The organism is Buttiauxella agrestis ATCC 33320, from assembly GCF_000735355.1.
Lineage (GTDB): Bacteria > Pseudomonadota > Gammaproteobacteria > Enterobacterales > Enterobacteriaceae > Buttiauxella > Buttiauxella agrestis.
Map to the genome: position 1 here is coordinate 13409 of NZ_JMPI01000028.1, position 12634 is coordinate 26042.

General features: G+C 51.7%; 13 protein-coding genes. 8 read left to right on the forward strand and 5 right to left on the reverse strand.

Features of this window, described 5'->3' with window-relative positions:
• Positions 1-148: 148 nt before the first annotated feature.
• Positions 149-1600 (forward strand): tagaturonate reductase, encoded by a 1452-nt coding sequence (locus GBAG_RS09330; RefSeq protein WP_034495324.1) that lies wholly within the window; start codon positions 149-151, stop codon positions 1598-1600.
• A 169-nt stretch (positions 1601-1769) separates the two neighbouring features.
• Positions 1770-2705 (forward strand): zinc-dependent alcohol dehydrogenase family protein, encoded by a 936-nt coding sequence (locus GBAG_RS09335; protein ID WP_034495326.1) that lies wholly within the window; start codon positions 1770-1772, stop codon positions 2703-2705.
• A 24-nt stretch (positions 2706-2729) separates the two neighbouring features.
• Here GBAG_RS09335 and dsbG read toward each other — a convergent pair whose 3' ends face one another.
• The gene (gene dsbG / locus GBAG_RS09340) at positions 2730-3494 is read right to left on the reverse strand and encodes a thiol:disulfide interchange protein DsbG (protein WP_034495328.1); all 765 of its coding nucleotides are present in this window, start codon (positions 3492-3494) and stop codon (positions 2730-2732) included.
• A gap of 134 nt (positions 3495-3628) precedes the next feature.
• On the opposite strand from dsbG, the gene GBAG_RS09345 reads away from it, so the two are divergent.
• Positions 3629-3916 carry a VF530 family protein gene (locus GBAG_RS09345; RefSeq protein ID WP_034495329.1) on the forward strand — a complete coding sequence of 96 codons (288 nt, stop codon included), beginning with the start codon at positions 3629-3631 and terminating at the stop codon, positions 3914-3916.
• 100 nt (positions 3917-4016) lie between these two features.
• On the opposite strand, the gene GBAG_RS09350 is transcribed toward GBAG_RS09345, so the two are convergent.
• Positions 4017-5216, reverse strand: coding sequence for an NAD(P)/FAD-dependent oxidoreductase (locus tag GBAG_RS09350; RefSeq protein ID WP_034495331.1), 1200 nt, complete (start codon positions 5214-5216; stop codon positions 4017-4019).
• Between the two features lie 224 nt (positions 5217-5440).
• Between GBAG_RS09350 and GBAG_RS09355 the strand changes: the two genes are divergently transcribed.
• On the forward strand, positions 5441-5950 hold the full coding sequence (locus tag GBAG_RS09355) for an RrF2 family transcriptional regulator (protein WP_034495333.1): 510 nt from the start codon (positions 5441-5443) through the stop codon (positions 5948-5950).
• 3 nt (positions 5951-5953) lie between these two features.
• On the opposite strand, the gene GBAG_RS09360 is transcribed toward GBAG_RS09355, so the two are convergent.
• The 3 genes from GBAG_RS09360 to GBAG_RS09370 all read right to left on the reverse strand — a co-directional run bounded on the left by GBAG_RS09360 (position 5954) and on the right by GBAG_RS09370 (position 8757).
• On the reverse strand, positions 5954-6958 hold the full coding sequence (locus GBAG_RS09360; protein ID WP_034495335.1) for a FecCD family ABC transporter permease: 1005 nt from the start codon (positions 6956-6958) through the stop codon (positions 5954-5956).
• Entirely contained in the window at positions 6958-7914 is a 957-nt protein-coding gene (locus GBAG_RS09365) for an ABC transporter substrate-binding protein (RefSeq protein ID WP_034495337.1), read from the reverse strand. Before GBAG_RS09365 ends, GBAG_RS09360 begins: the two co-directional genes overlap by 1 nt.
• A gap of 138 nt (positions 7915-8052) precedes the next feature.
• Positions 8053-8757 (reverse strand): ABC transporter ATP-binding protein, encoded by a 705-nt coding sequence (locus GBAG_RS09370; protein ID WP_246864866.1) that lies wholly within the window; start codon positions 8755-8757, stop codon positions 8053-8055.
• 229 nt (positions 8758-8986) lie between these two features.
• Between GBAG_RS09370 and GBAG_RS09375 the strand changes: the two genes are divergently transcribed.
• The 4 genes from GBAG_RS09375 to GBAG_RS09390 all read left to right on the forward strand — a co-directional run bounded on the left by GBAG_RS09375 (position 8987) and on the right by GBAG_RS09390 (position 12569).
• Positions 8987-10042, forward strand: coding sequence for an ABC transporter substrate-binding protein (locus GBAG_RS09375; protein WP_034495341.1), 1056 nt, complete (start codon positions 8987-8989; stop codon positions 10040-10042).
• Positions 10029-11033, forward strand: coding sequence for a FecCD family ABC transporter permease (locus GBAG_RS09380; RefSeq protein ID WP_034495343.1), 1005 nt, complete (start codon positions 10029-10031; stop codon positions 11031-11033). The genes GBAG_RS09375 and GBAG_RS09380 overlap by 14 nt, the downstream gene beginning before the upstream one ends.
• Entirely contained in the window at positions 11030-11800 is a 771-nt protein-coding gene (locus tag GBAG_RS09385) for an ABC transporter ATP-binding protein (protein ID WP_034495345.1), read from the forward strand. Before GBAG_RS09380 ends, GBAG_RS09385 begins: the two co-directional genes overlap by 4 nt.
• 178 nt (positions 11801-11978) lie before the next feature.
• Positions 11979-12569 (forward strand): lipid-binding SYLF domain-containing protein, encoded by a 591-nt coding sequence (locus GBAG_RS09390; protein ID WP_034495347.1) that lies wholly within the window; start codon positions 11979-11981, stop codon positions 12567-12569.
• Positions 12570-12634: the final 65 nt, after the last annotated feature.

The window sequence follows — 12634 nt, forward strand, 5'->3', positions numbered from 1 at the left end:
TGTTGAGAGTTGTTCTACCAAAAAACATCAATAAAAAAATTGGTATAACAACTCTAGTTTGATCAAAACGGGGTTTCACATTGTTGAGTTCTGATAGTTTGGAGAGGATTTTTATTCGCCCATCCTGTACTCACCAAGGAACAACATAGTGAAAACACTTAATCGTCAAGACTTCCCTGGCGCTCAATACCCTGAACGTATTATCCAGTTTGGTGAAGGTAACTTTTTGCGTGCATTCATTGACTGGCAAGTTGATTTACTGAATGAACACACCGATCTGAATGCGGGTGTTGTTATCGTACGTCCAATCGACAGCGCATTCCCGCCGTCGCTGTCTACTCAGGATGGGCTGTATACCACGGTCATCCGTGGCCTGAACGAGCAGGGCGAAGCGGTAAGCGACGCGCGTCTGATTCGCTCAGTGAACCGTGAAATCAATGTTTATCAAGAATATGAAACCTTCCTGAAACTGGCTCATAACCCAGAGATGCGTTTCGTCTTCTCCAACACCACCGAAGCGGGCATCAGCTACCACGCAGGCGACAAATTTGAAGATGCACCAGCGGTAAGCTACCCGGCAAAACTGACGCGTTTGCTGTTCGAACGTTTCAGCCACTTCAACGGCGCTGCGGACAAAGGTTGGATCATCATTCCTTGCGAACTGATTGATTACAACGGCGACGCGCTGCAAGAACTGGTTCTGCGTTACGCGCAAGAGTGGGAGCTGCCAGCAGCGTTTACCCAATGGCTGAACGAGGCTAATACGTTCTGTTCTACGCTGGTTGACCGTATCGTTACCGGTTATCCGCGCGACGAAGCATCAGCAATTGAAGAATCTTTGGGTTACAAAGACAGCTTCCTGGCTGCGGCTGAACATTTCTACCTGTTCGTGATTCAGGGGCCAGCAACGCTTGCGCAAGAACTGCGTCTGGATAAGTTCCCGCTGAACGTGCTGATTGTCGATGACATCAAACCTTATAAAGAACGCAAAGTGGCGATTCTGAACGGTGCTCACACTGCGCTGGTGCCAGTCGCTTATCTTGCGGGCCTGAACACCGTGGGCGAGTCCATGAACGATGCTGAAGTTTGCGCATTCGTGGAAAAAACTATCGCGGAAGAGATTATTCCGGTGCTGGATTTGCCTCGCGACGAGCTGCAATCCTTTGCACAAGCGGTGACCAGTCGTTTCCAGAACCCGTACATTCAGCATCAGTTGCTGTCTATCGCGCTTAACGGCATGACGAAGTTCCGTACCCGTATTCTGCCGCAATTGCTGGCAGGCCAGCAGGCGACCGGCACTTTGCCTCCGCGTCTGACTTTCGCCCTGGCAGCGCTGATTGCTTTCTACAAAGGCGAGCGCGGCGAAGAAACCTATCCGTTGCAGGATGACGAGCACTGGCTGGTGCGTTATCAGCAGCTGTGGGCGGCACTGGGTGACAAACAAATCAACGAGCAGCAGCTGGTTGAAGCGGTACTGAGCGACAGCGTTCACTGGGATCAAGACCTGACTAAGGTTCCGGGTCTGGTGGCGAAAGTGAGCGAAGATTTACAGGCGATTCAAAGCCTGGGCATGCGTGCTGCGCTCGCACGTTACTGCTAAGTTTTGTGATATCGGTGGATAACGCTTGCGCTTATCCACCCAACAAAGGCCGAATGGCGTTTGGGTTTATCCACCCGAGATGTAGGTCGGATAAGCGAAGCGTCATCCGACTGAACTAAGGGTAAAACCTTGATATAGTGCCTGTAACGTTGCTTACAGGCATTTTTTTATGCACAACACTGCTCTTTGGTTTCGCCAGTTTGGCCAACCTGAACACGTTATCACCCTCGAACATTCACAAATCTTACCGCGCCCGAGCGGTATGCTGCGCGTGCTAATGCGTTATGCGCCGATTAACCCCTCCGATTTAATCCCCGTTACCGGTGCCTATCGTCATCGCGTTACGCCGCCGCGCGTTGTTGGCTATGAAGGGATGGGCGTGGTGACGGATGCCGACAATCCCGCGATGATTGGCCAGCGCGTGCTCCCGTTACGGGGCGAAGGAACATGGCAGCGTTGGCTGGATTGCTCACCGCTTTGGGCGGTTCCGGTTCCTGATGCGATTCCCGACCTGTTAGCGGCGCGAGGTTACATCAACCCGCTGGCGGTATTTGTGATGCTAAAAAAATGGCCGGTAAAAGGAAAAACAGTATTACTGACCGCGGCGAACTCCTCCTGTGCGGCGCTGCTGGCGCAGTGGGCGGTGATTTATGGCGCGGTGCATGTCTACGGTGTTTGTCGGAGTGAAGGGCAAAAAGCGGCTTTGCTCCAGAACGGCATTACGCCCGTTCTTATTAACGACACCGCAATGCTTCGCGGTGTCGCACAACAGGCTGATGTGGTGTTTGATGCCGTCGGGGGAGCACTTGCTACATTGTTGCTGACACAGTTAAACGCGGATGCTGATTTTGTCTCATATGGTTTATTGAGCGGGCAACCTTACGATGCGCGCAGTGCGCAGGCAAAACCGCAGCGTTTTCATCTGCGGGATACCCTGGCCGTGACGGATTTGCTTGAATGGCAGTCGTGGTTTTCAGATCTATGGCCCATGCTTGCGAATAGCCGATTGCCGGAAGTGAAGTTGTTTAATCTGGAAGATTGGCGGGATGCGCTACGTGAGTTTGCTATGCAAGGGCGACGTTGCAAGCCAGTAATGGCTCTTTAGCGTGACAACGTCACCTTTAAAGCGTTACTTATCGCTGCCCATGATTGCTTTCATGGTTTCTTCATCAGGCAAACCCTGATGTTGTTGCAGTCGTCCGTCTTTATTCAGGTAATAAATAGAAGGCGTGGCCGTTCCTCCTAATGTGTCCATCAACGCCAGGTTGTCTTCCAGGGCTTTCGTGATTTCGGGCTTGATGGCGGCAGGGATTGCCAGCTCCATTTTCCCTTTGGAATTTTCATATTCTGCGAGGGTTTTGGCCGGATCTTTCGCCATCATTATCGCTGCGGCTTTCTGGCTGCTATCCGGGCGCAACATGCCGACCATTAGCACGCGCAGTTGCACTTTGCCTGATTTCAGCCACGGCTGCGCATTTTCCCAGAACTGTGTGCAATACGGGCAGTACGGGTCAGCAAAGGTGTAAACCACATGGGGGGCATCCGCTTTGCCCGCGGCTATCCAATGATTTTTCTCGAGTTTTTGCCACATTTCTTTTGCCATGGGCGCATAAACCCATTTCTCGACCTGCTCATCACTGAGGTTTTTCCCCGCGGCATCGACCAGATTTCCCATAATGGCGTGCTGTTTATCGGGCGTCAGGAACACCGTGGTGCCTTGCCCCTGGATTTGCATCACGTAGCCAGGTAAATCGCCGGGGCCTTTAAATTCGCCTTTAAGCTCAAAGCCTTGCTGCTGTAGGGCGATGATTGGAGCAGGGAGCTTAACTTCTGCGGCCAGAACGGAAGAACTGAGGCACAGGGCAACAGAGAGAGTCCATACTGCTTTTTTCATTACGTAATCCTTATCATTCTCTTGATGAATGTATGCCCAGCTAGGCTACAGGTCGTTGGCGCGGAAGGAAAGAAAGATGAATCTGCGTTATTTTGTTATGGTATGCGCAATTTTTTAGAATCACTGGACTCACTATGACCCATCCTTCAAAAGATCCTCTACACGGCATGACTCTTGAAGCCATTGTCAATGCGCTGGTTGCGCGTTTTGGCTGGGAAGAACTGGCGAAACGTATCAACATTAATTGTTTTAAAAGCGATCCAAGCGTTAAATCCAGCCTGAAATTTTTGCGACGCACGCCGTGGGCGCGAAAAGAAGTCGAAGATTTGTATATCGATTCGTTAGAAATGGATGGGGTTGAAAACGATATTCCGGCTGATAGCCCGTGGGCGAACTGGCAGAATAAGAAAGGGCAGGAATAAGAGAAGGCGAGTGGATTATCACTCGCCACAGACTGATGATTAAGAGCTTTTAGGGTGGATGACGCTGTCGCTTATCCACCCTACAACACTCGGTTTGAATTTAAACAAACGCCGCCAGCGGATCGGCCGCCGCAAAGGCAATTTCTTTCTCAGCTTTCGGCGGGTAAATCAGTTCGTTGGTAATCGCTACTTTGATTTTCTTGCCTTCTGAGCGCGTCGATTTCACCACCTGATCCCAACCTTCGGTGTAAACCGCGCCAAATCCGCCCAAATCCAGACAGGTGACATAATTCACCTGGCGATACGGGTGCGGAGTCACACCGAGCAGTTCAGCGGCGACGTTGTTACCAACAAAACGCCCTAACATAATCGCATGTTGGCAGGTCATCAGCGCGGTATTGCCCTGGTCATCGGTACGGGCAAACGCCACATCGCCGGTCGCGTAAATGTCATCCTGGCCTACTACTTTTAAGTTTTCATCGACATGTAAACGGCCTTGCGCGTCGCGTGTGGCAGGGATTTGTGACGTCAACGGACTGGCCTGCACACCCATGGTCATCACCACGGTGTTGGACGCGATAAAATCGCCATTCTTGAACGTCACACCTTGTGCATCTATTGCCGCAATTTCAGCATTGAGTTTCCATTCCACGCCCAGCTCTTCACTTGCCTGGGTGATAACAGCGCTCAGTTCTTCACTATAACGGCCACCCACAACCGGGCTGCGGTCGGCGATAATCACACGTGTTGATGCACGTTCACCCAAAATAGCACGCAAGCGCGCAGGCAGTTCTGTCGCTAGTTCGATACCGGTAAAGCCGCCGCCACAAACCACCACCGTATTACGCGCATCACTTTCTGGTAGCTGTGCCAGCTGATTTAGATGCTGCTCAAAGCGTGCAGCACTTTCCAGTTGATCGACATCGAAGGCATGTTCTTTCGCGCCGGGGAACATCGGGTTGATGTGACTCCCGGTCGCCAGCACGAGGCGGTCGTAATGCATGGCGGACAGGTTTTCTTGCGCGGTGTGATACCAGACCTGTTTGTTCGCCACGTCAATCTCACTGGCAGAACCGGCAATAAACTTAACGCCAGTCGCGGCAAATAACGGCAGCAGCGGTGCGGCAAAGTTTTCAACACCATCTTCATAAAAACGCGGGCGAATGCGCAGTTCTGGCTGCGGTGCCAGGACGGTGATTTCAATATCGTTGCTGTCGTGAAGATCGGTTAAACGTGCTGCACTCAGTGCCGCCCACATGCCTGCAAAACCTGCACCCAAAATAAGAACTTGCTGTTTCATGATGTATCCCTGGTATCTAAGTGGTCATTTGATTTCTTAACTGCGATCATATTTGTCGTAGTTAATGTTTTCAAGGTTTTTGCGTGCTGAATACAAGAAATTACATATAACAATTTGAATTTATTTGATATTTAAAACTTAACTGAAATTTACCGCATGCGGTAATTGCCTGGGCAGAAGGAAGGATTTATCATCTAACTAAGAATCATTCGGGCGGAGAATTTATGGCGTTTTACAGTTCAGGTGTGGAATATGGCATCCATAGCCTCATGTGTTTAGTGGATAGCAAAGGCGACGGGCGTGAGATGAGCGTGCGCGAAATTGCTGAGTTGCAAAATGTTCCTTACGACTACCTGGCTAAAATTTTCACCAAGCTCTCTAAGGCCCAACTGGTTGAAAGTACAGAAGGAAAAGGCGGGGGCTTTCGCCTCGCGAAACCTGCCGACCGGATAACCGTGCTGGATATTGTGGCGGCAATTGATGGGGAAAAATCCATTTTCGATTGTAAGGAGATCCGCCAACGCATGGCTATTTTCGATGAGCCAGCTCCCGCATGGGCATGTGAGGGCATCTGCGGCGTGCGCCAGGTGATGCAGGTTGCTCAGCAGCGGATGGAAGAAGCACTCGCGCAGCATACGGTGTTAGATCTGGCGCGCAGAATGTTCAGAAAAGCGCCGGAAGCGCTGCCCATCCAGATTGAAGAGTGGATAGGCAACCGCCGTAAAGATGCGTGAGTGCTAACCGGTGCGGCGCAGCAAAATGACCAGCACAAACACACCGCCAACACCCGCCGTGATAATCCCTATCGGCAATTCCTGAGGGGCAGTGAGGGTTCGGCTAAGAATGTCGCCTGCGGAAAGCAGTACTGCGCCGAGAACGCCCACCAAAGGTAACAGCCGTCTGTGGCGCACGCCGGTAAATGGTCGCGCCAGATGTGGCACCATCAAGCCGACAAAACCAATCACTCCGGTCAGAGAAACCAAAATTGCGGTCGCCATCGAACAACAGATAAACACTTCAGTTCTTAAGCGACTGACATTAATGCCCAGTGACCAGGCCGTTTGCTCGCCCGCCAGTAACGCGTCCAGTGCGCGGCCGCGTCGGAAAATCAGCACGATAAGGATGACTAGCGCGGCGGCGGCAAATCCCAGGTTCTCCCAGCGAGCAAGACCTAAGCCTCCCAGCGCCCAAAACAGGGCATTGCTGGCTGCACGCTGGTCGCCAGAAAAGATCAGGAAGTTGGTTAAGGCGCCAAATAAAAATGACACCGCCAGCCCGCAAATGATCAGCTTTTCCGTGCCTTTATGTGATTGAGACATAAAGATGATGATCACCGCTGCGGCCGATAACATGCCGCCGACAAAAGCGGCAACGGGTAGCGTCCAGGCACCGAGGCTGTCGCCCAGGCGGGTTATCACCAGCACCACGCCCGCTGACGCGCCAGAGGACAGGCCAAATAAAAAGGGGTCGGCAAGATCGTTACGTGTCGTGGTTTGCAGCAGTGCGCCGACGAGCGCCAGCCCAGCCCCGGCAATGATGCCGAGCAAAGTGCGCGGCAAACGTAGCTCCAGCACAATGCTTTTGGTCATCTCGTTGATATCGCCGTGTGCCAGACCCAGTGCCGTTAAAACGTCGGTAAACGAGAGCGGCACGCTGCCTGTCGCGACGCTGGTAAGAATCAGCCCCAGCAGCAGAAGTGGGGCAATAATCCATGCCAGCACGTAGCGTTTATTGCCGAACATTAATTAAATGCAGCCGGATAGAGCGCCCGGGCAAGTTTGTTAATGGCGGTAATGTTGGCGGGACCTGGGGTCAATTCCTGGTATTTCAATTTGAGATAACGATGATGAAGCACCGCAGGCGTTTTTTTCATCAACGGATGCTGTTCCAGGAAGCGCCGTAGCCCGTCGGCACCCCCGTTATAATCAGACTGATAATCCATCAGAATAATGAATTCCGGTTCCGTGGCGGCGACACTTTCCCAGTTGGTGTTCGCCCAGCTTTTATTCAGGGTATCCATTACATTTTTGCCACCCGCTGCTTCGATAATCGCCGTGGGCATGGCGTACGCACCGCTGGTAAAGGGTTTGTCTTCGCCAGAGTCATAAAGAAAAACGCGTACGGGTTTAAGCCCTGCGGTTTTTGCTCGTGTGGTGGCTACCTGTTTTTTCCAGCTATTAACCAGTTTTACTGCGTCTTCTTCTTTGCCAAATACTTTGCCCAAACGCACCATATCACCGTACAGCAGGTCCATGCTGGCACGTGGGCGATGGCTATCAACATGAATACAACTTTCAGTCAGGATCAGCGTTTTGATATTGAATTTTGCCAGAGCCTGAGGCGTGACATCGCCCCGTAAACCGTAGTTCCAGCCTGCAAAAAACAGATCGGGTTTCACTGCCAGCAGCGTTTCCATCGAGGGATATTTAGGCGCAATTTCAGGGATGGAACCCTGGAGGCGGTTAAATGCCGGAATATCTTTGTACCAGCCGGTAATTCCGCTGACGCCCACCATGCGGGGTTGCAAGTGCAAGTCGAATGCCATTTCAGACATGTTGATATCATGAACCACCATGCGCTTTGGCGCTTCGGTGAAGGTCAATGATTGCCCGCAGTTATCAATAGTGACGGGGAAACCGGAGGCGATAGCCGGGCTGGACATCACGACCAGTAACGACGGGATGGCTAATTTGTTCACATATACTCCTGATTCATGAGGAATTACACCTCACTTAACAGCCGGAATAATTCCAGCCGCTGCACCATACAGGAATTGATGCAGTGAATAGGTCTGCTGAGATCAAACTATGATTAATTAATTTCGCCAGGCAGGGCTTCAGCCAGGCAGGGCTTCAAAGATGCGCAGGGTTTTACCGCTCAACGGATGTGTGACGTGCAGACTTTGCATGCCGAAAACCTGCTCCAGCCACGATGAGTCCAGAACTTGCGCAGGCGTTCCGCTGCACACCAGTTCCCCCTGATTCATCATCAGAACCCGGTCGGAGAAGGGCTGAATCAATTCCAGGTCGTGCAACACGGCAACGGTGGTCATGTTTTTGTGTTTAATGAGGCTGAGTAACTGGTGCCTGGCCAGCGGGTCGAGGTGGTTCGTCGGCTCATCGAGCAATAACAATGCAGGCTGCTGGGCTAAAACGCGTGCAAACCCCGCGCGCTGGCGCTCGCCGCCGGATAATTTCCCTAAAGAAACATGCTGTAAATGCGCGATGCCGACATCGTTGATCGCATCGGTAATCACTTTTTCATGTTCACCATTCGAGTATTCAGCCTGCCAGGGAATACGCCCCAGGGCCACATATTCACTGACCGTAAGACGCAGATCGGCGTTGTCATGTTGAGTCAGAAGTGCCACGGTGCGAGCGCGTTCCAGCGGCTTCATGGACTTGAGCGTCTTACCCTGAATCACAATCTCACCGCCGGCGGGTTGCAGTTCGCTGATGATCAGCCGTAACACGGTAGATTTCCCGCTCCCGTTCGGCCCGATGATCGACACAAATTCTCCGGCATCAATATCGAAAGACACCGCATTAACCTGCGGAGTTTTACCGGAAAAACAGTGTGTAAGGTGACGAACTGAGAGTAAGGATTCAGGCTGTGGCGATTTCATCGGGCATGTCATTTACTAAAAATTTGGCGAGTAGCATAACAGCCATGTTGCCTTGGGCAAGTCAAAAGCCGCGATAATCAGTTGCCAGATAGTTCGTTATATAATTTAATATACATCGAATTTTCTTCTTATCCAGATGGCACTTATGTTAACTCTTCGTCATATCGCGCTGGTTTGTGCCAGTGCGTTCTTCGCATCCTCCGCTCACGCCGACCGCATGATTACCGACCAGCTTGGCCGCCAGGTCACGATCCCCGATCACGTCAATAAGGTGGTGGTGCTCCAGCATCAGACGCTGAATCTGTTGGTGCAACTTGATGCACAAAAAGATATCGCGGGCGTGATGACCAGTTGGAAAAAGCAGCTCGGCCCTGAGTTTGCCCGCTTTATGCCGTCGATTACCTCGTTGCCAACGCCCGGTGACCTGACCGAGGTGAATATAGAAAGCCTGCTGGCGATTCACCCGCAGGTGGTGTTCGTCGCCAACTACGCGCCCGAGGCGATGATTCAGCAGATTCAGAACGCGGGCATCCCGGTCGTGGCGGTTTCGCTCAGAAAAGATGCGGACGGTCAGCAAGACAAAATGAACCCGACGATGGGTGATGAAGAGCAGGCGTACAACGAAGGCTTGAAACAGGGGATTCGTTTAATCGCTGATGTGGTGGAGCATAAAGCGCAAGGCGAGGAGCTGATCAAATATACCTTTGACGCTCGTGCCAAATTTAATGCGCCAGTAACCAACATTCCCGATGCCAAAAAAGTCCGCGTTTATATGGCGAACCCGAATTTGATGACTTACGGTTCTGGCAAATACACCGGCCTGATGATGAAGCACGCCGGGGCGCAAAATGTGGCAGCCGCGAGTGTGAAGGGCGCGCGTCAGGTTTCCCTTGAGCAGGTGTTGCAGTGGGATCCGCAGGTTATTTTTGTGCAGGATCGCTACCCGGAAGTGGTATCTGAAATCGAGAACGATCCGAACTGGCAGGGCATTGATGCGGTGAAAAATCATCGTGTCTGGTTGATGCCGGAATATGCGAAAGCCTGGGGTTATCCTATGCCGGAAGCGCTGGCAATCGGTGAGTTGTGGATGGCGAAAAAACTCTATCCCGATGCCTATAAAAACGTCGATATGGATGCCCAGGCGCAGGATTATTATCAGCGTTTTTACCGCGTGAACTGGCAGACCAATGCAAAGCAGTAAGGCTTTTATTACCCGGCAGCTGGCACTGGTTATCGCTGTGCTGGCGCTGGGAGTCGGCTCGCTGAGTCTCGGCCATTATCCCTTGCCGTTAAGCGAAGTTTTCCACCAGCTAACCCATTACTCGCAATCTTCGGGTATCGCGGGTCAGGTGATTTGGTCAGTACGTTTGCCGCGTATTTTAATGGCGCTACTGGCGGGCGGCGCTTTGGGTTTATGCGGCGCAACACTTCAGGGCGTGTTTCACAACCCGCTGGTTGATCCACACATTATCGGCGTAACTTCCGGTTCTGCATTCGGTGGCACACTGGCGATTTTGCTCGGTCTCGACCCATTGCTGATGATGGGTTCAACGTTCTTTTTTGGGCTGAGCGCGTTGATTCTGGTGTATGCCATCGCAGCATTGCAGGGGCGGGAAAATGCGCTGGTGCTGATTCTCTCCGGCATCATTCTGAGCGGTTTTTTTGCAGCCCTGGTGAGCCTGATTCAATACCAGGCCGACACCGAAGAAGTTTTGCCCAACATCGTGTTCTGGCTGTTGGGCAGTTTTGCTACCGCAAACTGGCACAAAGTCTGGATGCTGGCGATCCCGGTCAGTATTGCAGCCGCAATTTTGTTCCAGTTGCGCTGGCGTATCAATCTGTTATCCCTGAGTGATAAAGACGCAAGAGCGCAGGGCGTTTCGGTCGTGACATTGCGGCGTTGTGTGCTGTTTTGTTGTGCTTTGCTGGTGGCAGCACAAGTTGCGGTGAGTGGCAGTATTGCCTGGGTGGGCCTGGTGATCCCTCATCTGGCGCGGCTTTTGGTGGGCGTTGATCATAGGCGCTTGCTGCCCACTGCATTTTTGCTGGGCGGCGGCTTTATGATTATTGTCGATGATATTGCCCGCACGCTGATGCAGGCCGAAATCCCCATCGGGATCATTACGGCGCTGGTGGGTGCGCCGCTGTTTACCGTTCTGTTAATTCACTCCAGCCGCCGGAGACGCCGATGAAAAACGGGGAATTGCGCGTTCAGCAATTGTTATATGGCCATGATTCACCGCTCTTTGAAGCAATGGATTTTCACTGCCAGCGTGGAGAAATTTGGGCGGTGCTCGGGCGCAACGGACTGGGAAAAAGTACGCTACTCGATACGCTTACCGGGTTCCTGAAACCGCTGGGCGGGAGTATCGAACAGCAGGGCGGTGTCGGCATCGTGGCCCAGCATTCGCACCTGCCGTTCCCATATCTGGTGAGCGATGTGGTGCTGATGGGACGCGCTCAACATGTGAGGCTTTTTTCACAGCCGGGGCGTAAAGATAAACAGGCGGTAATTGATGCGCTGGAACAGTTAAATATCGCGCATCTGGCCGCCTGTACGTTTAGCTCGCTTTCCGGCGGCCAGCAGCAATTGGTGATGATCGCCCGCGCGTTAGTGACCGCTTGTCAAACGCTGTTGCTGGATGAACCCTGTGCGGCTCTGGATTTAGCCAATCAACAAGTGGTGTTACAGCTCATCAGCGATTTGGCGCACCGCCAGCAGTGCGGCATTATTTTCACCACTCACGACCCGGTTCACGCATTACAGGTCGCAACCCATACGCTACTGCTTTTACCTGAAGGGAAATGGCTGGCAGGCGCAACCGATAGCATCGTAACTGAAGAAAATATGCAACAGGCGTATGGATTAGCGTTGCGTAAATTCAGGGTGGAAAATTACGCCACACCGTTTATTGCGCCGCTGTTTATGATTAATCAGGTTCCTAAGAGTCAGAGATAAATGCAGGTGTGGCGATTAATCCAGCCCTAATTTATGCAAAATTAAACAATTTAGATTCAGAACTCGCACAAAAAAATAATAGTTTAGTGGCTCATTCCTCTAACATGCGCGCTCTTTTTGGCAGCTTTACCCGCTAAGTGCTTAAGGTTGCCGATTGTCTTTTTGTTTTAGGGTACACATGAATTATAAAAAATTGATCCTTATTGCTGTTTTGGCGATGGCAGGTTGTAGTGCGAAAGGGGATACCGCGAGTCAGCAACGAAATAGTATCCAACATATGCGAATTGATACGTTATCGAAACTGTATAAGATTCATCCCGAAGCACGAAGTGAAATTCTGAACTCAAAAGGGTATGCCGTTTTCTCCAATAACAGCAGCAAGATTTTTGTCTTCGGATTTGGCAGTGGCTACGGCGTGGTAAAAGACCTTAAAACGGGCAAAGACACATACATGAAAATGGCTCAGGCCGGTGCCGGGGTGGGTATCGGCGTGAAACAATTGCGCACCGTACTGGTGTTCAATGACAGCAAAGCGTTGAGCGATTTCGTTAAGAATGGCTATATCGTGGGGGCAGATGCAAATGCCGCCGCTAAATATGACGATAAAGGATTGCCAGCCGTTGGCGCATCAGCCAGCGCCGTAGCGCCGGGTACTATCTCGGTTCCAAAACCTGTCGATGTGTATGAGATTACTGAAAAAGGCCTTGCTGCCCAGGCGATGGTCAATGGCTATAAATACTGGCCTGATGACGCTCTGAACGGTAAATAATGTCGGTCGGATAAGCGAAGCGTCATCCGGCATCACAAAGATAAACGGTGGATGGGGCTTGCGCT

Coding starts and splice junctions, on each gene's coding strand:
- GBAG_RS09335 (WP_034495326.1), top strand. CDS start 1,770: ATGCACAACACTGCTCTTTGGTTTCGCCAGTTTGGCCAACCTGAACAC.
- dsbG (WP_034495328.1), bottom strand. CDS start 3,494: ATGAAAAAAGCAGTATGGACTCTCTCTGTTGCCCTGTGCCTCAGTTCT.
- GBAG_RS09345 (WP_034495329.1), top strand. CDS start 3,629: ATGACCCATCCTTCAAAAGATCCTCTACACGGCATGACTCTTGAAGCC.
- GBAG_RS09350 (WP_034495331.1), bottom strand. CDS start 5,216: ATGAAACAGCAAGTTCTTATTTTGGGTGCAGGTTTTGCAGGCATGTGG.
- GBAG_RS09355 (WP_034495333.1), top strand. CDS start 5,441: ATGGCGTTTTACAGTTCAGGTGTGGAATATGGCATCCATAGCCTCATG.
- GBAG_RS09360 (WP_034495335.1), bottom strand. CDS start 6,958: ATGTTCGGCAATAAACGCTACGTGCTGGCATGGATTATTGCCCCACTT.
- GBAG_RS09375 (WP_034495341.1), top strand. CDS start 8,987: ATGTTAACTCTTCGTCATATCGCGCTGGTTTGTGCCAGTGCGTTCTTC.
- GBAG_RS09380 (WP_034495343.1), top strand. CDS start 10,029: ATGCAAAGCAGTAAGGCTTTTATTACCCGGCAGCTGGCACTGGTTATC.
- GBAG_RS09385 (WP_034495345.1), top strand. CDS start 11,030: ATGAAAAACGGGGAATTGCGCGTTCAGCAATTGTTATATGGCCATGAT.
- GBAG_RS09390 (WP_034495347.1), top strand. CDS start 11,979: ATGAATTATAAAAAATTGATCCTTATTGCTGTTTTGGCGATGGCAGGT.